The 20,707-nt window shown below is 68.7% G+C and carries 18 protein-coding genes; 7 read left to right on the top strand and 11 right to left on the bottom strand.

From position 1 onward, the window contains the following. Positions 1–48: 48 nt before the first annotated feature. The 9 genes from NP4_RS27605 to NP4_RS27565 form a co-directional block, all read right to left on the bottom strand. On the bottom strand, positions 49–1,473 hold the full coding sequence (locus NP4_RS27605) for an amino acid permease (protein WP_068003895.1): 1,425 nt from the start codon (positions 1,471–1,473) through the stop codon (positions 49–51). Between the two features lie 17 nt (positions 1,474–1,490). Then, entirely contained in the window at positions 1,491–2,492 is a 1,002-nt protein-coding gene (locus NP4_RS27600; RefSeq protein ID WP_068003891.1) for a proline racemase family protein, read from the bottom strand. 50 nt (positions 2,493–2,542) lie between these two features. Next, positions 2,543–4,015, bottom strand: coding sequence for an NAD(P)/FAD-dependent oxidoreductase (locus NP4_RS27595; RefSeq protein WP_068003889.1), 1,473 nt, complete (start codon positions 4,013–4,015; stop codon positions 2,543–2,545). Further along, the gene (locus NP4_RS27590) at positions 4,012–4,344 is read right to left on the bottom strand and encodes a (2Fe-2S)-binding protein (protein ID WP_068003887.1); all 333 of its coding nucleotides are present in this window, start codon (positions 4,342–4,344) and stop codon (positions 4,012–4,014) included. The genes NP4_RS27595 and NP4_RS27590 overlap by 4 nt, the downstream gene beginning before the upstream one ends. Beyond that, a complete protein-coding gene (locus tag NP4_RS27585; RefSeq protein ID WP_068003883.1) occupies positions 4,341–5,534 on the bottom strand; it encodes an NAD(P)/FAD-dependent oxidoreductase in 1,194 nt (397 codons plus the stop codon). The genes NP4_RS27590 and NP4_RS27585 overlap by 4 nt, the downstream gene beginning before the upstream one ends. After that, positions 5,531–7,003, bottom strand: coding sequence for an aldehyde dehydrogenase (NADP(+)) (locus NP4_RS27580; protein ID WP_068003877.1), 1,473 nt, complete (start codon positions 7,001–7,003; stop codon positions 5,531–5,533). Before NP4_RS27580 ends, NP4_RS27585 begins: the two co-directional genes overlap by 4 nt. Before the next feature lie 3 nt (positions 7,004–7,006). Next, positions 7,007–7,918 (bottom strand): dihydrodipicolinate synthase family protein, encoded by a 912-nt coding sequence (locus tag NP4_RS27575; protein WP_068003873.1) that lies wholly within the window; start codon positions 7,916–7,918, stop codon positions 7,007–7,009. Between the two features lie 133 nt (positions 7,919–8,051). Further along, complete coding sequence (locus tag NP4_RS42000; protein ID WP_174556178.1) at positions 8,052–8,240, bottom strand: hypothetical protein; 189 nt, start codon at positions 8,238–8,240, stop codon at positions 8,052–8,054. 224 nt (positions 8,241–8,464) lie between these two features. Next, positions 8,465–9,235 (bottom strand): helix-turn-helix domain-containing protein, encoded by a 771-nt coding sequence (locus NP4_RS27565; RefSeq protein WP_068003869.1) that lies wholly within the window; start codon positions 9,233–9,235, stop codon positions 8,465–8,467. 319 nt (positions 9,236–9,554) lie between these two features. Here NP4_RS27565 and NP4_RS27560 point away from each other — a divergent pair, with 319 nt between their 5' ends. Beyond that, entirely contained in the window at positions 9,555–10,601 is a 1,047-nt protein-coding gene (locus NP4_RS27560; protein WP_068003867.1) for a GAF domain-containing protein, read from the top strand. Here NP4_RS27560 and NP4_RS27555 read toward each other — a convergent pair. Further along, entirely contained in the window at positions 10,598–12,043 is a 1,446-nt protein-coding gene (locus NP4_RS27555) for an aldehyde dehydrogenase (RefSeq protein ID WP_068004169.1), read from the bottom strand. The two genes, NP4_RS27560 and NP4_RS27555, sit on opposite strands and share 4 nt — an antisense overlap. An 89-nt stretch (positions 12,044–12,132) precedes the next feature. On the opposite strand from NP4_RS27555, the gene NP4_RS27550 reads away from it, so the two are divergent. After that, the gene (locus NP4_RS27550; protein ID WP_068003863.1) at positions 12,133–12,882 is read left to right on the top strand and encodes a copper homeostasis protein CutC; all 750 of its coding nucleotides are present in this window, start codon (positions 12,133–12,135) and stop codon (positions 12,880–12,882) included. Positions 12,883–12,886: 4 nt separating this feature from the next. On the opposite strand, the gene NP4_RS27545 is transcribed toward NP4_RS27550, so the two are convergent. Beyond that, the gene (locus tag NP4_RS27545; protein ID WP_068003861.1) at positions 12,887–13,099 is read right to left on the bottom strand and encodes a hypothetical protein; all 213 of its coding nucleotides are present in this window, start codon (positions 13,097–13,099) and stop codon (positions 12,887–12,889) included. 54 nt (positions 13,100–13,153) lie between these two features. Here NP4_RS27545 and NP4_RS27540 point away from each other — a divergent pair, with 54 nt between their 5' ends. Genes NP4_RS27540 through NP4_RS27520 form a run of 5 tightly spaced genes read left to right on the top strand, consistent with a single transcriptional unit; the run spans position 13,154 to position 20,367 of the window. Next, entirely contained in the window at positions 13,154–16,189 is a 3,036-nt protein-coding gene (locus NP4_RS27540; protein ID WP_068003857.1) for an alpha-mannosidase, read from the top strand. 15 nt (positions 16,190–16,204) lie between these two features. Next, the gene (locus NP4_RS27535) at positions 16,205–17,617 is read left to right on the top strand and encodes an ABC transporter substrate-binding protein (protein WP_068003856.1); all 1,413 of its coding nucleotides are present in this window, start codon (positions 16,205–16,207) and stop codon (positions 17,615–17,617) included. Then, on the top strand, positions 17,604–18,488 hold the full coding sequence (locus NP4_RS27530) for a carbohydrate ABC transporter permease (RefSeq protein WP_245997597.1): 885 nt from the start codon (positions 17,604–17,606) through the stop codon (positions 18,486–18,488). The genes NP4_RS27535 and NP4_RS27530 overlap by 14 nt, the downstream gene beginning before the upstream one ends. Next, positions 18,485–19,306: a carbohydrate ABC transporter permease gene (locus NP4_RS27525; RefSeq protein WP_068003851.1), complete on the top strand. Its 822-nt coding sequence runs from the start codon at positions 18,485–18,487 to the stop codon at positions 19,304–19,306. The genes NP4_RS27530 and NP4_RS27525 overlap by 4 nt, the downstream gene beginning before the upstream one ends. Further along, positions 19,306–20,367 carry an ABC transporter ATP-binding protein gene (locus NP4_RS27520; RefSeq protein ID WP_068003849.1) on the top strand — a complete coding sequence of 354 codons (1,062 nt, stop codon included), beginning with the start codon at positions 19,306–19,308 and terminating at the stop codon, positions 20,365–20,367. Before NP4_RS27525 ends, NP4_RS27520 begins: the two co-directional genes overlap by 1 nt. Positions 20,368–20,707: the final 340 nt, after the last annotated feature.

The raw sequence follows: 20,707 nt of genomic DNA, 5'->3' as shown, positions 1-20,707 counted from the left end.
TCCGTATTCGTCCTGGTGGGCGCGTCGCCCCGTCCCCCTCCAGAATAGTTAGGCCGCACCGGCGTTCAGTTTGGAGTGCCGGTGGCCGAAGGTGAAGTACAGCACCAGGCCCAGGACGAGCCAGACCGCGAACCGCACCCAGGTGACCCAGGTCAGGTGGCCGATGAGCCAGACCGAGAACGCGATCCCGATCAGCGGCACCACCGGAACCCACGGCGTACGGAAGGGCCGTTCGGCCTCCGGACGCGTCCGGCGCAGCCGCATCACACCCAGCGCGACCACGATGAAGGCCATCAGAATGCCGACATTGGTGAGTTCGGCGGCCTCGCGGATCGGCAGGAATCCGGCGATCAGCGCCGAGACGATGCCGACCGGCCAGATCACGCGGGTCGGGACGCGTCGCCGCGGATTCGGCGCGCCGAAATAGCCGGGCAGCAATCCGTCTCGGCTCATGGCGAATCCGACCCGGGTGACGGCGAGCATATTGGCGAAGGCCGAGGTGGTGACGCCGACGACCGCGCCGACCGCGATCACCAGGCCGAGTACGCCCAGTCCGATGCTGTCGAAGGCGCTGGAGAAGGGCGCGGAGACGGCGATATCGGTGTAGTTGACCATCCCGACGATCACCAGACACACCAGCAGATACACCACCGACGCGATGCCCAGGCTGATCATGATGGCCTTCGGCAGCAGCCGTTTACCGTCGGTGGATTCCTCGGCGGCGGCGCTCATGGCGTCGTAGCCGTAGACAGCGAAGAAGGCCAGGGCCGCACCAGAGACCGCGCCGCCGAGTCCGAACGGGAAGAACGGATCGTAATTGCCGGTCTTGATGCGGAACGCCCCGGCGAGCACCACGATCGCGACGATCGCCATCTTCAACGCCACGAGTCCGGTTTGCACCCGGGCGGATTCGCGGGTGCCGCGCGAGAGCAGGAAGGCCAGCAGCAGACACAGCAGCACCGCGAACAGATCGACCCGATGCCCGGATCCGGTCCCCGGCGCGCCCAGCGCCCAGGCGGGCAGATCGAATCCGAAGTAGTGGGTGATGTAGTTGAGGTATCCGGAGACCGCGATCGCCACCACCGACACGATGGCGGTGTACTCCAGCAGCAGATCCCAGCCGATCAGGAAGCCGATGATCTCACCGAGGGAGACATAGGCGTAGGTGTAGGCCGAGCCCGCGCGCGGCACCATCCCCGCGAATTCCGCATAGCACAGACCCGCGGCCCCGGAGGCGACAATCGCGATGGCGAACGAGACCAGCACGGCCGGACCGGCGATATCGTGGGCGACCACCCCGGCCAGGGAGAACACCCCCGCGCCGACGAGCCCGCCGAGACTGAGCGCGACCAGTTGCCACAGCCCCATACTCTTGGTGAAGTCGCCGGTGTCGACGACCGTTACGGGCATCCGCCGCAGCAGGGTGCTTCTGGTCGGTCGGGGCCGGGGCGCCCGGGTGTCGACGGGTTTCATGCGCGTATTCCTCGGTACTAGAAGACGAATCCCTCGGGAAAGGGATCGGTGGGGTCGAGCAGATAGTTGGCCGTCGCGGTAACCCAGGCGCGGCCGGTGATCTCGGGAACGATGGCGGGATATCCACCCACGACGGTCGTTTCGACCGCGCGGGCGTGAAAGGTGGTGCCGATGAACGAATCGTTGCGCAGCACCTGATCGCCCGAGAGCAGCCCGCGCGCATGCTGACGGGCGAGTAGCGCGGACGTCCCCGTGCCGCAGGGTGATCGGTCGAACCAGCCGGGATGGATGACCATGGCATTGCGGGTATGGGCGGGTTCGGCGGCCGGATCGAGGAACTGGACGTGTTTGCAGCCGGTGATGCGGCGGTCCATCGGATGCACCGGGGCGCGGAACTCGTTGATCGCGGCCATGATTCGCAGCCCGGCGTCGAGTACGCGGTCCTGATGGCCACGATCGAACGGCAGGCCGAGTTTGCCGAGGTCCACGATGGCATAGAAGTTGCCGCCGTAGGCCATGTCGTAACGCACCATGCCGAGCCCTGGGACGTCGAGATCGTTGTCGAGGCTCTCACAATAGGCGGGCACGTTGCGCAATGTGACCGAATTCGCGTGCCCACCAACAACTGTCACCGCGACCACCACCCGCCCGGCCGGAGTGTCCAGGCGAATCTCGGTCACCGGCTCGACGACCGGCACCATTCCCGCCTCGACGAGCGCGGTCGCCACGCCCATCGTCCCGTGCCCGCACATCGGTAGCAGCCCACTGACTTCGATGAACAGCACACCGTAGTGGCCGTCGTCGGTGGTGGGCGGCTGCAGGATCGCCCCGCTCATCGCCGCGTGGCCGCGCGGCTCGTTCACCAGCAGCCTGCGCAGTCCGTCCAGATGTTCGGCGAAATACATTCGCCGCGCCGCCATCGTCCTGCCCGGCACCGTACCGACGCCCCCGGTGATCACCCGGGTCGGCATGCCCTCGGTATGGGTATCGATCGCGGAAATGATTCGGCTGCTGCGCATTACGGAGTCCTTTCGCGGTCGCGACGATCGTGCCGCCCGGGCGGGTCGGATCAATCCACCCGTGGGCCGGTCGGCTGCTGGGCAGTGCGGGGACACTCGCCGTCGAGGGCGGCCAGTTCGCGCAGGCGGACGGGGGCCGCCAGGGGGCGATGCGCCGGGGCCGCCGCGGCCAGGCCGGGCAGCGTTCGATCGGCTCGAATCTCGTCGGGGTGCAGGTGGTCGCGCAGGGCCTCGACATCGGCCGCGCACAGGCGACCCTGACAGGGCCCCAGACCGGCGCGGGTGGCGAGTTTGACCGGGCGGTCGACGTTTCCGATGGACCGTGACCAGGCGTCGGTGAGGGCGGCCCGGGTGGTGCCCTCGCAGCGGCAGATGACGGTGTCGGGGGCCGACCAGCTCAGCACGCCCGATCGAATCGGATGCGCCGCGGCGAGGCGGGTGACGAACTGGCGGGCCGTGCGCTGGCGGGCGCGCAGTGCGCGGTCGGCGCTCGGATCGGCCCCGGCCGCCGCCATACCCGCCACAACGCCCTCGATCGCGGCGACCTGCGCGCCGCCGATACCGGTGATCTCCCCTGCGGCCCAGACCGATTCGGCGGTCGTGCGCTGCGCGCGGTCCACGCGAACGAATCCGTCCGAGCTCAGCTCCGCCCCGGCCGCGACCGCCAATTCGATCTGCGGGGTGAACCCGTGGGTGACCACGACCGCGTCCACCGACACCGACACCCGGCTGCCGGGAATCGGCGTCCAGTCGGGGCCGAGCCGGGCGACGACGGCCTCCTCGACCCGCCGATCCCCCGCTACGGCGATCACCGCGCGAGAGGCGCGCAGCGGAATACGTTGGCGCACACCGCAGGCGAGGTACTCGACCAGTTCCGCGGCCTTATCCGCGCTGTGCCGCAATTGCCAGGGCCGAGCGCTCCACTGCCGCAGCAGGCGCGGACCCGCATTGGCCTCGAGCACCGCCCGCACCCGAGCGCCACCGTCGGCCAACGCCCGCGCGACCGGCAGCAGGAACGGCCCGGTTCCCGACACCAGCACCGACCGCCCCACCAGCAGCCGCTGCGTCTTCGCCAAGGTCTGCGCCGCGCCGCCGGTATACACGCCGGGCAGATCCCACCCCGGAAACGGACACACCCGGTCGTAGGCTCCGGTGGCGAGAATCAGTGCGTCACCCCGTATTTCGTGAGCCGTGCGCTGTTCGCCCTCGATCCCCCGCAGCAGCCCGACCACCGGCGGCCCGCCCCCGGGTGCCGGTTCGAGGCGATAGACCGACGCCCAGGACAGATATTCGCACCGCGGATGCTCGGCGAGCCGCCGCGCCCGCAGATCGGCCGCCGCGTACCCGTGCCCGATCCGCAACGGACGACGAACCCCGTATGCCATCGGAATCCGCCGGTTGTACTGCCCGCCGAGACTCTCGTTCGAATCGACCAGGGTCACCCGCGCCCCGTACCGCAGCGCCGCATCGGCGGCGGCCGCACCGGCCGGACCACCACCGATCACCACCACATGACGAGTCATCGCATACCCCCATCGGTTGCGGGACAGCGGTTTTCCCGAGACTGGGTGATCACGACATCCCCGTCCCGCGCGGGCCGACGGCACAACCGGATATCGGGTACGCCGTTGACCGTGGCCACGCAGTCGAAGCAGACCCCGATCCCGCAGAACACTCCGCGTCCTCCCCCACCCGGCGCGGTCCGCCACATCGTCCGATCGGCGGCCAACAGCACCGAGGCCAGCGTCTGCCCCGCGATTCCCGGAATCCGAATCCCGTCGACCGTCACCGCCAACGGCCGATCGCACCGACCAACCGGATCGCGGTCCGCGGGTATGAGATGCGCGCTCATCCGGCCACCATGTCGACAGTCGAGGCCAGCGGAGCGAGAACCGCCGGACGATCGATCCGGAAGGGCGTGGGATCGAGCGCGGGCGGTCGACCGGTCAACATCTGGGTGAGCAGTTCGGCGGTGGCCAGGGACAAGCCGATACCCGCGCCCTCGTGACCGGTGGCATGCCACAAACCGGGAAGACGAACATCCGGACCGATCACCGGCAGATGATCGGCGACATACGGCCGAAAACCACCGTAGGCGCGCATGATCGCGGCATCGGCCAGGGTCGGGAACAGCCGGATCGCCTTGCGGGCGATGGCCGACAGACTGTCGAGGCGCAGACGATCGTCGAATCCGCACCGCCGCCGCGAGGAGCCGAGCAGCAGCGGACCGCCGCGGGTGGCCTCGACGACCGCCGACGCCCGCAGGCCGGTGTCGTCACTTTCCACCGCACCCACATAGTCCGCGTCGTACACCTTGTGGAACACCGTCGGCGGCATCGGCGCGGTGATCAGCACGTCACCGCGCCGCGGGCGCACCGCGATCGGAGCCCCGAACGTGCGCGACACATCACCGGACCACGGCCCCGCCGCGAGCACGATCGCATCGCCGTATCGCGGCCCCCGCGTTGTACGCACTCCGACCAACCGGCCATTGCTCAGGATCGGCCCGGTCACCGCGCATCCGGTCTCGACCGCCGCCCCGGATCGGATCGCCGCGGTGAGCAAAGCCGTTGCGGCACCGGTCGGTTGCACCTGAGCGTCGTCCGGATAGTGCATCGCCGCGCACACGTCGCGGGTCAGCCAGGGCTCGGCCGCCGCCAGCCGATCCCCGTCCAACTCCGCCACGCGCACCCCGGCTCGACGCTGTGTCGCGGCGAATTCTCGCAGCGCGACGGCCCCGGCATGGGTGGTGGCGACGACGATGCCGCCCTTGGCCTCCCATTCCACTGCGGCCGCCGCATCGGGCACTCGCTCGGCGAGCCGGTCGAGCATCTGGGGCCACAACCGCCGAGACAGCCCCGCCAATTCGAGTTCCGGTCCCGGACCCTTGTCGGAGACGAGGACGTTGCCCTCGCCGTGTGCGGTCGTCGCGGACGCCACCGCACCCTGTTCGCATACCAGAACCGATACCCCTGCCCGCGAAATCCGTTCCGCCAGTGCGCATCCGATCACGCCCGCACCGATGATCAGCACCTCGCTCATCGCGGCCGGGCCCCATCGATCGATCGGGGCGCGCCCGATGGGTTGTCCGAGCGCAGTTCCGGCGGCAGCAGCTCCTCGGGCACCTCCTGATACACCACCGGCCGCAGGAATCGCGAGACGGCCGCGCTGCCCACCGAGGTCGCGGCCGGGGCGGTGGTGGCCGGATACGGACCGCCGTGCTGCTGGGCGTGGGTGACCGAGACGCCTACGGGCCAGCCGTTCCACAGCACCCGACCGGCGGCGGCCGTCGCGGCGGCGATCAGGGCGCGAGCGGTGTCGACGGCGCGGTCGGCGAAGACCGATACCGTCAGCTGCCCGCCGACGGTCCGGGCCAGCTCCAGCAGCTCATCGGTATCGCGATAGCCCACCAGCAGCGTTGCCGGACCGAACATCTCGTGCAATAGTGCGTCGGGTCCGACCAGCACCGCCCGCGCGGTCGTCGCCAGCACCAGCGCCTCCCCGGGCCCGCCGCCGGTCAGCACCCGCACATCCGGATGCGAGCGGATCCGGTCGACGGCGTCGGTGAAGGTCGCGGCGATATCCTCGTTGAGCATCGGACCCGTGGGCATCGGGCGGTTCCTGGCGAGTTCGATGATCTCGTCGAATATCGGTGCGTCCAAAGGTATTACGACCATGCCGGGCTTGGTACACAGCTGTCCGGCACTCGCACTCACCGCGGCCAGCAGGCCCGCCGCGATCTCGGCCGCGCGCCCATAGGCGGCCTCGGCCGTCACGAACACCGGATTGATCGAACCCAATTCCCCGAAGAACGGAATCGGCACCGGCCGCCCGCAGGCGATGTCGTAGAGCGCCCGCCCGCCCGCGGTGGATCCGGTGAAGGCCGCGGCGGCCACGGCCGGATGGGTGAGCGCCCGCACCCCGGCCGCGCGACCGAACAGCAGCCCGAATGTCCCTGTCGGAGCTCCGAATTGCTCGACCGTCTCGCCGATCAGATCGCCGACCCGTCGAGACAGCCGCGGATGGCCCGGGCTGGCCTTGACGATCACCGGACACCCCGCCGCCAACGCCGAGGCGGTATCGCCACCGGCGACGGAGAACGCGAACGGGAAGTTGCTCGCCGCGAAGTTCAGCACCGGCCCCAGCGGCACATTCATCCGCCGCAGATCCGGGCGCGGCGCGCCCATCGGCCACTGCGGGTCGGGCGGATCGATGCGCAGGTCCAGGAAGCCGCGGTCGAGCACGACCCCCGCGAACAGACGCAGCTGGAAACTGGTCCGCCGCAGCTCACCGGTCAATCTCGGTGCGGCCAGACCTGTTTCGGCCATGGCCAGGGCGACGAGTTCGGGTCCGTACGCGTCGAGCCGATCGGCGATGCCGCGCAGCACGGCCGCCCGATCGGCCAGGTCCAGACTCGCCCACCGCGCCGCCGCGGCGGCCGCCCTCGCGACCACCGCCTCGACGCCCTCGATCGTCGTATCACCCATCGGTTCGATCGCGCTGCCGGTCATGGCTCACCGATAACCCTTGGCCAGTACCGCTTCGGTGGCCTCGGTGACGGCGGCGGCATCGCGTGGGGACAGCGGGACCCGCGGTGGGCGGCAGCCGCCGCCGCGCCGACCGGCCACATCCATCGAAAGCTTGACCGCCTGGACGAATTCGGTTTTCGAATCCCACCGCAGCAGCCGATGCAGGTCCCGATACAGCGGCAGCGCCTTGTCCAGATCCCGGTTCACCGCCGCGTTGTACAGCTCGACCGTCACGCGCGGAATCGCGTTGGTGAAGCCCGCGATCCAACCGACCGCGCCCGCGATGCCCAGTTCCAGCAGCACATCGTCGGAGCCGACCAGCACATCCAATCCCGCTGCGAGCTCTTTGATTTCGTAGAATCGCCGGACGTCGCCGGTGAACTCCTTCACCGCGACGATCAGCCCCTCGGCATACAGCTCCGCCAGGATCTCGGGTGTCAGGTCGATACGGGTGGCGATCGGATTGTTGTAGGCCACGATCGGCAGGCCGACCGCGGCGACGGCCCGGTAGTGCTCCAGAATCGACTCACGCCCGCCGCGATAGGCATTGGGCGGCAACAGCATCACCGCCTGCGCCCCGGCTTCCCCGGCCTGTTCGGCCCAGGCCCTGGCCTGCAGCGCGCCGTAGGCGGCGACCCCGGGCATCACGGTGAAGCCCGGCGGGGCCGCGGCGACGGCGGTGCACACCACTCGCGCGCGTTCGTCGTCGTCGAGGGTTTGATACTCCCCCAGCGAACCGTTGGGGCTGATGCCGTGACATCCGTTGTCGGCCAACCAGCGCACATGTTCGGCATAGGCGTCGTGATCGACCGAGTGGTCGTCGGCGAACGGCAGAGCCGTCGCGACCAGAACGCCGTGCCAGGGCCGGGTTTCGGCGGCGGAGATCGTTTCGGACATACAAGCCTCCATCGAAGGACGAGCCGCGAATACGAGTGATATGTGATGTGTGACATTGCACAGTACTCGCCGAGCTCACCCCCGACAAGGTCTTGACAGCGAAAGAAGTTGGTGGAAAGCGGCTTTCGAGCAGCTAGCGCGCCTCGAGCCGAACCCGCACCATGGGCAGCGTGTCGACCGGCGCGCCGGTGGCCCGTTCGATGATGGCGCGCAGGTTCTTCCACGCGCGCGGATGTTCACGAATAACGGCTCGAACGGACCGATCTCCACCCGCATCGGGCCTGATCGCCGACACCCGCGACGTCACCGCGACCTCGATCAACAGGCGCACGAGGTCGGATTGACACCGGCCCCAGCATCAACTGGGGCTGCGCCACCACAGCGTGGTGGGCCTGATCGACCGCGCGGTGGAATCCGGTCTGGTGAACCGGGTTCCGGATGCGGTCGAGCGCGCTGAGCCATATGCACCCAGCCCAGCTGCGCCGGTCGGCCCCGATCCTCGAGCAGGTGACCGCCGCGTTCGAGTCGGAGATGCGACCGGCCCGATCAGGGCGAACGACGCGGCACCGAGGTGAACAGGCGCACGCCGTACAAACCCGGCATCTCGGTGACCTCGACGCTGGCCGTGTACGGCTTCCCGGTGTCGGGATCGAAGCGCTGCAGCAGATTCCCCGGCTCGCGGGTGTAGGCCACGTCGATACCGCCCTCCCAGACGGCCACGAATCGGTCGTTGCGGCACAAGAGTTCGAACAGATGGACCGCTCGCGGGGCGTCGCGGTGCCGACCGAACGCCGCTCGGGCCAGGGCCACCCGCATGACGGTCTCCAGGCTCAGATGCGGTTCCGGATACCGCTCGTCCATCGCCGGGGTGCCGCCGGTCGGCGGGAAGGCCCACAGCAGCAGATTCGCGCTGCCCTCCTCGATCACGCCGGGTACGGCGTCGGCGTAGGAGTTGTTGTAGGCGAGGACGTTCTGCAGCGGGTCGATGTACATGGACTGGATGCCGATGCGATCGAGCTGTTCGAGATTGGCCAGTCGATCGGGGGTGGCGATCAGCTTGCGCAGCACCTCGAGCGGGGGCAGTTCATAGGGCGGCTCGCACAGCTCGCGGGTGAAACGGGCCTGCGGGTCGTCCAGTTCGTACGCGGAGATGAGATGATCGAGAATCTGCCGTCCCGGGATCAGCTGTTCGTTCTCGATGCGCCGGATGTAGGAGACGCTGACATGCGCGCGTAGGGCGGCCGCCTCGCGGGTGAGGCCCCGAAAGGTGCGCACACTACGCAGCCACCCGGCCAAGCTGGGCATTTCCAGCGCCACGGCCCTCTCCTCCCGTCTCGTCCCGCCCCGCCTCGGCGGCCAAGGACTTTGACACTTCACCGAAGATCATTGCGCGGTAGCCATTCTCGCGGTTTGGATAGTAGGGCAGAGCAGACTTCGGTTCCCAAACGCGCTGCGGCGCGTCCGGGCGCCGCTCCGGTCCGATCTTTGGAGGGGGCTGATCGGCACGGCGTGGCGCCCGGGTAGCGGTGAGATCGCCTCCGCTCCCAGGTTCAGGGCCCTTGCGCCCCTGTCTCGAGCCTATGTGTCGTCGTACACTCTGGCCAGCCATGCACCCGAGGGATAGGGGGCTGTGCCCATGGGTTCGCGCTGGGATCCCGCGCACGCGCTGGAACGAATCGAGAACGCCCATCGTGATCTGCCGCCTCCCACCGTGGCGGATGCGTCGACATTGGCTTGGCGCGCAGAGCATTTCGCGTCCGCGATGCGCTTCGCGCTGGATCGGCCCGACGCGGTGCGCGAACTGCACCGCCTGACCGAACAACTCTGTGACGTGTCCTCCGTCGGCGCGCTGCTGCCCAGGGTCCTGGACGCGGCACTGGGTTTGACGGGCGCGGATTTCGGCGACGTCCAATTGGTCGACCCGTCCACCGGCGCCCTGCTGCTGATCACCGAATACGGGTTCGACTCCGAATTCTCGGAATACTTCGCGGTGGTGGAGGACGAGAGCTCGGTATGCGGCAGCGCGGCCAAGGCCGGTCAGACAACGGTATTCGACGTCGCCGAGGAGCCCGGCTTCGCCCCGCACCGCGATATCGCCGCCTCGGCGGGGTTCCGGGGCGTGCAGTCCACGCCGCTGCTGGACTATTCCGGCCGGGTCATCGGGATGGTGTCGACCCATTTCCGCGATCCGCATCAGCCCGCCGACGAGCAGTTGCGCCTGCTGCGGCTCTACGCCGATTTCGCCGGTGAGGCCATCGCCCGCAGTATCGGGGCCACCTCCGATATCGGCTTCGACCCGATCGGCCGCGCGCTGGTGGCGGCCCTGCTGAGTCCCGGCCGTGCCGGGCCGTTCGCGATCGATCCCGAGGCGCGGCAGCGGCTTTCGTTCGATCCCGGGCGCGATCTACTCGGGGTCGAATCGGCCTTCGCGATCGCCAGCGATCGCCTGGTCCGGCACCTGTTCGATATCGGCCTGCAGCTGCATACGCTGCGGGCCGTATTCGATCAGGCCGCGGCGGCGCCGGAGAACATCCGGGCCGCCGGGGAGGCGGTCGGCGGGGTCCTCGAGGATCTGGACATGCTCACCCGCGACGCGGGCCTGGCCATGCTGGCCCTGGCCCGCACCCGATCCGGCCCGCCCGCGGCCGAACGCCGTGCGCCCCGACGGCGACAGCGCCGCTAGGGCGCCCAGCCCATCGGCATGAGCAGCGATTTCTGTTCGCAGAACGAATCCAGACCCTCCGGGCCGTTCTCGCGCCCGATACCGGAGTTCTTGTAACCGCCGAACGGCGAACCGGGGTCGAAGGCGTACCAGTTGATCGCGTAGGTACCGGTTCGCACGCGGGCCGCGATCGCCGCACCGCGTTCGATATCGGTGGTCCACACCGAGCCCGCCAGGCCGTACTCGGAGTCGTTGGCCAGGGCCACCGCCTCGTCCTCGGTGTCGTACGGAATCACCGCCAGCACCGGGCCGAAGATCTCCTCGCGCGCGATGGTCGCGGAGTTGTCGACATCGGCGAAGACGGTCGGCTCGACGAACCAGCCGCGATCCAGATCCGCGGGTCGGCCGCCGCCGGTCACCACGCGCCCGCCCTCGCGCTTACCGGTCTCGATATAGCCCTCGACCCGTTCGCGCTGGCGACGCGAGATGAGCGGTCCCAGTTGGGTTTGCGGATCGTCGGGACAGCCGACGCGCATCGAACGCACATGGTCGCCCAGCGCGTCGACGATTTCGGTGTACCGCCCGCGCGGGGCCAGGATCCGGGTCTGAGCGACGCAGGCCTGACCACTGTTCATCAGACCCGCGAAGGCGAGGCCGGGAATCGTCGCGGCCAGATCCGCGTCGGGCAGCAGTATCGCCGCGGATTTGCCGCCCAATTCCAGCGAGACCCGCTTGAGCTGCCCGGTGGCAATCGCCCCGACCTTCCGACCGACCGCGGTGCTGCCGGTGAAGGTGACCTTGTCCACGTCCGGATGCCCGATCAGATATTCGGCGACCTCGGCGTCGGCGGGCAGCACCGACAGCACGCCCTCGGGCAGCCCCGCCCCGGCGCAGATCTCGGCGAACAGATTGGTGGACAACGGCGTCAGCGGCGCGGGCTTGAGCACCAACGTGCAACCGGCCAGCAGGGCCGGGGCCAATTTGTTCGCCGCCAGGAACAGCGGCACATTCCACGCCGTGACCGCGGCGACGACGCCCAGCGGTTCGCGCGAGACCCTCGTGGTGCCGAACGGCCCGGTGCGGGTCTGCGTCCACGGGTACGACTTGGCCAGTGCGGCATAGGAATCCAGCGCGGCGACGGCCGGAATCTGATTGAGCGTGATCGCGGTGGCGGCGGGCGCACCGGTTTCGGCCGACAGCGCGGCGATCAGATCCGCCGAACGCTCCTCGATCCCCCGCGCGATCCGGGTGAGCACCTCGGCCCGCTCCTCGGGCGGCGTGGCGGGCCACGGCCCGGAGTCGAACGCGCGCCGCGCCGCGGCCACCGCGGCGTCCACATCGGCACGGGTCACCACCGGGACGCTGCCCACCTGTTCCTCCGTGGCAGGCGAAATCACCTGCAGGCGTTCGGAACTGGAGGGTTCGGCCCAGGTGCCGCCGATGAACAGTTTCGCGTGGTCCATGGCGACAACGGTACTGATTTCGGGCACTTCTGTAACGTGTTGCAGAAAATCCGCCCGGTCACCGAGACAGCCGGTGCTATCAGTAGTGGGTGCGGATCGAGATCAGTGTCGAAACGATCACCGGCGTGGACATCGCGGCGCGCCACGGAGTGGATCGGGTGGAGTTGTGCGGCGCCCTGGCCGAGGGCGGCCTGACGCCGAGTGCGGGATTGCTCGAACTCGCGGTCGAGCGGGCGGGCGCGACCGAGGTGCACCCCCTGATTCGCCCGCGCCCCGGCGATTTCCACTACACGGCGAGCGAGATCGAGCTCATGACACGCGATATCCGGACCGCGATCGGCTCCGGCGCGCACGGGGTGGTCGTGGGCGCGCTCGACGCGGACGGCCTGCTCGACACCGCGGCCTGCGCGGCAATGATCGAGGCCGCCCAGGGTGAACAGGTCACCCTGCACCGCGCCATCGATGCCTCCGCCTCCCCCGACCGAGTCCTGGATCAGGCCATCGAACTGGGATTCACCCGCGTGCTCACCTCCGGCGCACGACAGTCGGCCGTCGACGGCGCACCGGCCATCGCCGCGCTGGTCGCCCGGGCGGCCGGACGAATCGCCGTCATGGCCTGCGGCGGTATTCGGGCGGCCAACGCCCGTGCGGTCATCGCCGCCACCGGCGTCGGGGATATCCACGCAGCGGTGCGCGCGCCGGTGCGCGGGGCCGCGTCCGGTGCGGTGTCGTTTTCGGGCGTCGGCGTACCCGACGGCTTCGATCACTTCGATACCGATGACCGTGGGGTCGCCGATCTGCGCGCCGCCGTATCGGGCGATACCGTCCGATTCGAGTAGTCCGCTACTCGTTCCCTCGCGGTCGCCGCCGAGCAGTATTCGACCTTGTGACCACGACGAAACCCACCGCGCCAAGGCGCACTCGACCGCTGATCGCCTCGGCCTCGTATTCGGTTCCGAGGTCCACGACCACCGCCGCACCGAGCTCACCCGCCCGACGAACCACCACCCACGCGATCATCTGCGCCGCGCCGAAGTGACCGTCGCGGCGGAACATCCTGTGGTTCCATGGTTTTGCGGAGTTTGTCGACGCTGACCTTCGGAGTCGCGGATGCATGACGATCGGATGCTGGTCGAGGACCGAATCGAACGGATGCTGGTGGAGCGCATTCGGCCCGCGGTGTACCCGGTGACGACGCCGGTGCGGGTCGAATGGTGGCACGCACCCGGCGAGCCGGTGCCCGTGGCCGAGGCCCTGGCCGCCGACTATCGCGAGACCCGCAGCGGGCAACCCTGGGGTCCGGCCTGGGCGACGACCTGGCTGCGGATCACCGGGGAGGTACCCGCGGCCTGGGCCGGGCGGACCGTGGAGGCGGTCATCGATCTCGGATTCGACGGCGCGATACCGGGCTTTCAATGCGAGGGCCTGGTCTATACACCCGACGGCACGGTCGTCAAAGGGCTCAGCCCGCGCAATGCGTGGGTGCGGATCGCCGCACCGGCCGCCGGTGGCGAACAGATTCAGCTCTATGTGGAGGCGGCCGCGAATCCGGTCATTCTGGACGGTCGTTCCCCGCATCCGTTCGGTCCGACGCCGCTGGGCGATCCGGCGACCGCGGGTGACCGGCCGCTGTATCGGCTCGGGCGGATCGAGTTGGCCGTACTCGATACCGAGGTGGCCGAGCTGGTCGCCGATATCGAGGTCGCGACCCAGCTCATGCGGGAATTACCCCTGACCGGTTCGCGCCGATGGCAACTGCTGCGCGCGCTCGAACACGCCATGGACGCGCTCGACGTCCACGACATCCCCGCCACCGCCAAGGCCGCGCGCGCCGAACTCGCCGAGGCGCTGTCGCGACCCGCCCACGCGGGCGCGCACCGGGTTTCGGCGATCGGACACGCGCATATCGACTCGGCCTGGCTGTGGCCGCTGCGCGAAACCGTCCGCAAGGTCACCCGGACGGTCGCCAATGTCACCGCGCTGATGGACCAACATCCGGACTTCGTCTTCGCGATGTCGCAGGCCCAGCAGCTGGCCTGGATCAAACAGCACTCCCCCGCGCTGTTCGCCAGGGTCGGCGAACAGGTCGCGGCGGGCCGGTTCGTACCGGTCGGCGGCATGTGGGTGGAATCGGATACCAATATGCCCGGCGCGGAGGCGCTGGCCCGCCAATTCGTGCACGGAAAGCGTTTCTATCTCGACGAATTCGGCCTCGAGACCCGCGAGGTGTGGTTACCGGACTCCTTCGGCTACACCGCCGCGCTGCCACAGCTGATCGCGCAGTCGGGCTCGCGCTGGTTTCTCACCCAGAAGATCTGCTGGAACCAGACCAATAAATTCCCGCATCACACCTTCTGGTGGGAGGGTCTGGACGGGACCCGGATCTTCACCCACTTCCCGCCGGTGGACACCTACAACTCCGAGCTCTCCGGCGCCGAATTGGCCCACGCGGAACACAATTTCGCCGACAAGGGCGTCGCGACCCGCTCGATGGTCCCGTTCGGCTACGGCGACGGCGGCGGCGGGCCGACGCGCGAAATGCTCTCCCGCGCGGCGCGTCTGGCCGATCTGGAGGGTTCGCCGCGGGTCACGGTGGAATCGCCGGGCGAATTCTTCCGCACCGCCGAGGCCGAGTACGCCAGCGCCCCGGTATGGGTCGGCGAGCTGTATCTGGAACTGCACCGCGGCACCTACACCAGCCAGGCCAGAACCAAACAGGGCAATCGGCGTAGCGAACATCTGCTGCGCGAGGCCGAGCTGTGGGCCGCCACCGCCGCGGTGCGTCTGGGCGAGGAGTACCCCTACGACCAGCTGGACCGCATATGGAAGACGGTGCTGCTCAACCAGTTCCACGATATTCTGCCGGGCAGCTCGATCGCCTGGGTATATCGCGACGCCGAACTGGCCTACGCCACGGTGGCTTCGGAGCTGACCGAGATCATCGACCGGGCCCAGCGCCGACTGGCCGGAGCGGGCCCGACACCGGTGGTGTTCAACGCCGCCCCGCACGCGCACGAGGGCGTTCCCGGTATGGGCGCGGGCCCCCGGGCGCACACGCTGGCGGGCCCGGTCACCGCCGAGGCGGCCGACGGCGGCTTCGTACTGAGCAATGAGGCGTTGCGAATCGTCCTGGACGCCAATGGATTACTGCGCTCGGTGCGCGATCTCACCGCCGACCGCGAGGTCATCGCGCCCGGCCTGCGCGGCAATCTGCTCCAACTGCATCCGGATGTGCCGAATCGGTGGGACGCCTGGGATGTGGATCGCTTCTACCGCAATACCGTCACCGATCTGGTCGGCGTCGACGAGATCGTCCTCGAGGAATCCGGCCCGGATCGGGCCGCGGTCCGCCTGGTGCGCCGCTTCGGATCCTCGACCGTGCGCCAGCGGCTCGCCCTGACCGCAGGCGGGCGCGGCGTCGAGATCGACACCGAGGTCGACTGGCACGAAACCGAGAAATTCCTCAAACTCGCCTTCCCCCTGGACGTTCAGGCCGATCGGTCGACCGCGGAGATCCAGTTCGGACACATTCACCGCGCGACCCACGTCAACACCAGCTGGGAGGCGGCGCGTTTCGAGATCTGCGCGCACCGCTGGGTGCTGCTGGCCGAACCCGGTTACGGCATCGCCCTCACCAATGACGCAACCTACGGCCACGACGTCGGCCGCGCGGCCCGCGACGGCGGCGGCATCGTCACCATCGTGCGAGCCTCGCTGCTGCGCGCGCCGCGCTTCCCCGACCCCGATACCGATCACGGCGTGCATCGATTCCGCCACGCGCTGGTCCCTGGCGCGGAGGTGAATACCGCGGTGCGCGAGGGTTATCGGATCAATCTGCCCGTGCGGGAGATCCTCGGCGCGGATGCCGCGGTGCCGCCGCTGATCGAGATCGACAATCCCGCTGTGGTCGTGGAAGCGGTGAAACTCGCCGACGACCGCTCCGGAGATGTGATCGTGCGGCTCTACGAATCCGGCGGCGGCCGCGCCGCGGCGCGACTGACCACGGGCTTCACCATACGCGCGGCCGTGGCCACCGATCTGCTGGAACGGCCCTGGGACGAGACGACGCACTACGAAATCACGCAGAACGGTATCGATATGACATTGCGCCCCTTCGAGATCCGCACGCTACGGCTCGCCCGGTGATCATGGGGGCCTGCCGTGCGAAGACGAACCGGACTCCTGACCCTCGTGGTCACGTCGTGTCTGCTGCTGACCGCCTGCCTGGGCCGACCGGCCCGGGTCAGCGATCCGCGACTCAACGCCGATGCCACGAGCGTGACCCTGACCATCGCCTCCAATGCGATCGCGGGCGGTAAGAACGCCGCGATCGCCAAGTGGCTCACCGATTACGTCATCCCGCACTTCGTCGAGCAGCAGCGGGCGCGGGGCGTCACCGTCCGGCTGAAGTTCCAGGGCAGCGGTGCGGGCGACGGCGCGTACCAGCAGAAGCAGATCCTGCAGCTGCGCACCGGGGGCGGCGGTGACATCCTCGATATCGACGGCACCGATGTCGGCAATTTCGCCCAGAGCTATCTGATCAAACCGCTCGCCGAGGTGGTCGGCGCGGAGACGGTCGCGAACTGGGACGGCTGGAGTCAGATCTATCCGTCGGTGCGCCAACTCGACCGATTCCACGGTCAGGACTACGGCATACCCAAGGGCACCGACGGCCGGGTGCTGTTCTACAACAGGGATTTGTTCGCGCGGGCCGGCCTGCCGACCGACTGGCAGCCGCACAGCTGGGACGATATCCTCACCGCCGCAACGGCTCTGGCGAAGCTGCCCGGTATCACCCCGATCCAGCTGGCCGGCGGTACGGCCATGGCCGAGACCACCACCATCAACGGTTTCCTGCCGCTGCTGGCCGGGGCGGGCGCGCTGATCTTCGCCGACGGCAAATGGCAGGGCGATACCGCGGCCATGCGCGCCGCGCTGGGTTTCTATCAGCAGATCTTCACCCGACGCCTGACCGATCCGAATTTCGACCTCGAGGCCCAGGGACGGGATCGGTCCTTCGCCGAATTCGCCGCCGGGCGGATCGGCATCTATCCCGAGAGCGACTACATGTGGCGCTCGATCCTGTCGCCGACGGTCGGCGCCGACCCGATGCCCAACCGCGACAGCGCCGTCGGCTACGCGCTGATTCCCGCGATGCGCCCCGGCGCGGGGGTGAACGGGGTGGACCATCTCACCTTCTCCGGCGGGGCCGTGTGGCTGATCAATCCGAATACCGCCTATCCGCAGCAGGCGTGGTCGCTGCTCACCTTCATGAGTTCGGCCCCGGCGATGGAAGCCTACGAGCGCGACTATCTCGGCTCGTCACAGATCATGCCGCGCACCGACGTCAACAACGCGCTGCTGGCCCGGGAGCCGCTGATGAACTACATCGCCGCCAATGCCCTGCCGCACACCTACTTCCGGCCCTCCGAGGGCGCCTACACCCGGGTCTCCGCGCTGATCCAGCAGGCGACCGCCGATGTGATCGGCGGTCGCACGCCCGACGCCGCGGCGGCGGCCTATTCGCGCAAACTGGCCGACCTCGTGGGCAGGGATAACGTTGTCGACAACTGAGGCACGAGATTCCGCCGGACTCGGCGCGCGGCGGGCGCTGGCCATGCTCGCGCCCGCCGTACTGGTGATCGGGATCTTCCTGATCTTCCCGGCGCTGTGGACGCTGTACATCGGCGCGACGAATTACGAACTCGCCGGGCCGAATTCGGTGCATCCGAACACCGTCGGATTCGGCAATGTCACCAAGGCGCTGGGCGATCCGGACTTCCGCAACGCGCTCCTGCTCACCGTGATCTATGTGGCGGGCTCGGCCGTGATCGGGCAGAACCTGCTCGGCTTCGGACTTGCGTGGGCGCTGCCGCGGGCGCCGAAGGCGGTGCGCACCGGAACACACGGGCTGGTGCTGCTGGCCTGGATTCTGCCGAGCACCGTGGTGGCGTTCCTCTGGTTCGCGCTGCTGGATCAGAAGTCCGGCACGCTGAACGCCCTGCTGGGCAATCACTCCACGGCGTGGCTGATCCGCTTTCCGATGCTCGCGCTGATCGTCTTCAACACCTGGCGGGGTACGGCGTTCTCGATGATGCTCTACAGCTCCGCGCTGGCCACGGTGCCGCCCGCGCAGTTGGAGATGGCGCGACTGTGCGGCGCTCGGGGATGGCGACTGCTCGGAGATGTTGTCTTCCCGCATATCCGGGGCCAGGTGCTGACCAATACGCTGCTGATCACGCTGTGGACCGCCAACGACTTCACGCCGTATCTGCTCACCGCCGGTGGCCCCAACCACGCCTCGGAGGTACTGCCGGTCTTCATCTACGACCAGGCGCTGGTCGGCGACCAACTCGGTTACGCCGCCGCGGTTTCGGCGATTCTGCTGGCGGTCAACCTGGTGATCGCCGTGCTGTATCTGCGACTGCTCAGGAGGCGGACATGACGCCGCGGTGGGTGCTCGGCCGGATCGGTTTCTACACGCTGATCGCGGTGGTCATGGTGTTCTTCGCGCTGCCGCTGTTGTGGCTGGCGTCCGCGCCGTTCGATCGTGATCCGGGACTGACGGTGCGCTGGCCGCACTGGACGACCGCCAATCTCACCGCCACCCTGCGTAATCCGAATGTGCTGCCCTCGCTGGCGAATTCGCTGATCCTGTGCGGGGTGAGCACCGCGATCACCGTGGCGCTGGCGGCGCTGGCGGCGTACGTGCTGGCGCGCGTGCGGATTCCGGGACGCGGGGCGGTGCTGTATGTGCTGCTGTTGCTGTCGAGCGTGGTCACCGGGACCGCGGCGATGGTGCCGATCTTTCTCATGATGTACCAACTGGGACTGATCAATTCGCGGTTGGGCACCGCTGTCGTGCTGTCGGGCGGACTGCTGCCCGCGGCGATCTTCATGCTCAAGGATTTCATCGACTCGATCCCCTCGTCCTACGAGGAATCCGCCCGGGTCTTCGGCGCCTCGGCGCGGCAAGTGCTCGGCCAGGTCGTGCTGCCGATCGCCCGACCAGGACTGGCCACGATCCTGGTGTGGTCGTTCGTCAACGCCTGGGGCAACTTCCTGCTGCCGTTCCTGCTGCTGCAGGACACCGGCAGACAACCGGCCGCGGTGATCGTCCACACCATGCAGAACGAGGGCGGGGCCGCGGATCTGCGTGCGCTGCCGATGTTCTCGCTGCTGTACTCGATTCCCGTGGTAGTGCTGTTCCTGCTGGTGAACCGGCGCTACGGATTCCGCTTCCACGGAGGTATCAAGGGCTGATGGCTGGCATCGACATTCACGGCCTGTCGGTGGTGTACCCGAACGGGGTCCGCGCGGTGGACGAGCTCTCGCTGACGATCGCCGACGGTGAGTTCTTCGCCCTGCTCGGTCCGTCCGGCTGCGGTAAGACCACCCTGCTGCGCACCCTCGCCGGTCTCGAGCGCGCCGAGGGCGGCAGTGTGCTCGTGGGCGATCGGGATGTGACGACCGTCGAACCGGCGCGGCGCAATCTCGCCATGGTGTTCCAGGATTACGCGCTGTTCCCGCATATGACCGTCGCCGAGAACATCGGCTATCCGCTGCGCGTGCGCCACGCTCCCCGCGCGCGGCGTCGCTCGGTGGCGGCGGAAACCGGCGCCGAACTCGGCCTGGCCGGGTTGCTCGAACGCCGTCCCGCCCAGCTGTCCGGCGGCCAGCAGCAGCGGGTCGCACTGGCCCGGGCGATCGCCATGGGCGCGGATGTTTTGCTGCTCGACGAGCCGCTGTCGAATCTGGACGCCCGATTGCGTTTGGAGACACGGACCTTCCTCAAACGCCTGCAGCGCGAACTCGCGGTGACCACGGTCTTCGTGACCCATGATCAGGCCGAGGCGCTCGCGGTCGCCGATCGCATCGCCGTACTGGACGCCGGACGCATCCGGCAGATCGGCACGCCTCGCGCGGTCTTCCAGCGCCCGGCCGACACCTTCGTCGCGAATTTCATCGGATCCACGCCCATGAACCAGTTTCCCGGCCGCGTGGTCGCGGGCGGCGTGGCCGCCGCGGGCGCGACCCTGCCGGTGACACTCGAGCGGGCCGAGGGCAGTGCGGTCACCGTCGGAATCCGTCCGGAGTATCTGAGCCTGCGGCCCGGCGAACCGCCGGACGGCATTCGCGGCCGGGTGTCGGTGGTGGAAAACCTCGGCGTCACAGCCCTGGTCGTACTGGACTGCGCCGAGGGCATCCATCTCGGCGTGACCGTCCCCGAGGCGAATCAGCCCCGTATCGGCGACGAACTCACCGCGGTTCCCGAGCCCGGCCGCACGCTGCTGTTCGATCCCGACTCCGGGATGCTGCTGTGAAGCTACCGCCCGGTACCACCGACGGACCCGCGCTGATCTGGGACGATTCCCAGGGTGGACCTGCGATCCATCACCAGCGCCGCCCTGCTGGTGCAGTACGCGGCCGGACGCGACCTGGTGATACCGGATGTCTTGCGGCACACCGGTATTCGCGAGGAGCAACTGCTCGATCCGAATGCCGAGATCCGCGCACGGCCTCGGCGTGCGCACCCTGCGCCGTCGACTGTCCGACGAGGGCACCACCTTCCGCGAACTCGCCAATGAGACCATCGGCATGCTCGCCGAGGAACTGCTGATCGCGGGTCTGACCGTCGAACAGGTCGCCGACCGCCTGGGCTAC

The sequence above is a fragment of the Nocardia pseudobrasiliensis NBRC 108224 genome, from assembly GCF_001613105.1.
In the GTDB taxonomy this organism is placed as follows: domain Bacteria; phylum Actinomycetota; class Actinomycetes; order Mycobacteriales; family Mycobacteriaceae; genus Nocardia; species Nocardia pseudobrasiliensis.
This window is presented reverse-complemented; position numbering and strand designations above follow the sequence as displayed.

Bases quoted from the DNA above. Each gene is read 5' to 3' on its own strand.
- NP4_RS27545 (WP_068003861.1), bottom strand. From the start codon at position 13,099: ATGTTCCGCCGCGACGGTCACTTCGGCGCGGCGCAGATGATCGCGTGG.
- NP4_RS27520 (WP_068003849.1), top strand. From the start codon at position 19,306: ATGGCTGGCATCGACATTCACGGCCTGTCGGTGGTGTACCCGAACGGG.
- NP4_RS27605 (WP_068003895.1), bottom strand. From the start codon at position 1,473: ATGAAACCCGTCGACACCCGGGCGCCCCGGCCCCGACCGACCAGAAGC.
- NP4_RS27600 (WP_068003891.1), bottom strand. From the start codon at position 2,492: ATGCGCAGCAGCCGAATCATTTCCGCGATCGATACCCATACCGAGGGC.
- NP4_RS27585 (WP_068003883.1), bottom strand. From the start codon at position 5,534: ATGAGCGAGGTGCTGATCATCGGTGCGGGCGTGATCGGATGCGCACTG.
- NP4_RS27575 (WP_068003873.1), bottom strand. From the start codon at position 7,918: ATGTCCGAAACGATCTCCGCCGCCGAAACCCGGCCCTGGCACGGCGTT.
- NP4_RS27540 (WP_068003857.1), top strand. From the start codon at position 13,154: ATGCATGACGATCGGATGCTGGTCGAGGACCGAATCGAACGGATGCTG.
- NP4_RS27580 (WP_068003877.1), bottom strand. From the start codon at position 7,003: ATGACCGGCAGCGCGATCGAACCGATGGGTGATACGACGATCGAGGGC.
- NP4_RS27595 (WP_068003889.1), bottom strand. From the start codon at position 4,015: ATGACTCGTCATGTGGTGGTGATCGGTGGTGGTCCGGCCGGTGCGGCC.
- NP4_RS27555 (WP_068004169.1), bottom strand. From the start codon at position 12,043: ATGGACCACGCGAAACTGTTCATCGGCGGCACCTGGGCCGAACCCTCC.
- NP4_RS27560 (WP_068003867.1), top strand. From the start codon at position 9,555: ATGGGTTCGCGCTGGGATCCCGCGCACGCGCTGGAACGAATCGAGAAC.
- NP4_RS27525 (WP_068003851.1), top strand. From the start codon at position 18,485: ATGACGCCGCGGTGGGTGCTCGGCCGGATCGGTTTCTACACGCTGATC.
- NP4_RS27590 (WP_068003887.1), bottom strand. From the start codon at position 4,344: ATGAGCGCGCATCTCATACCCGCGGACCGCGATCCGGTTGGTCGGTGC.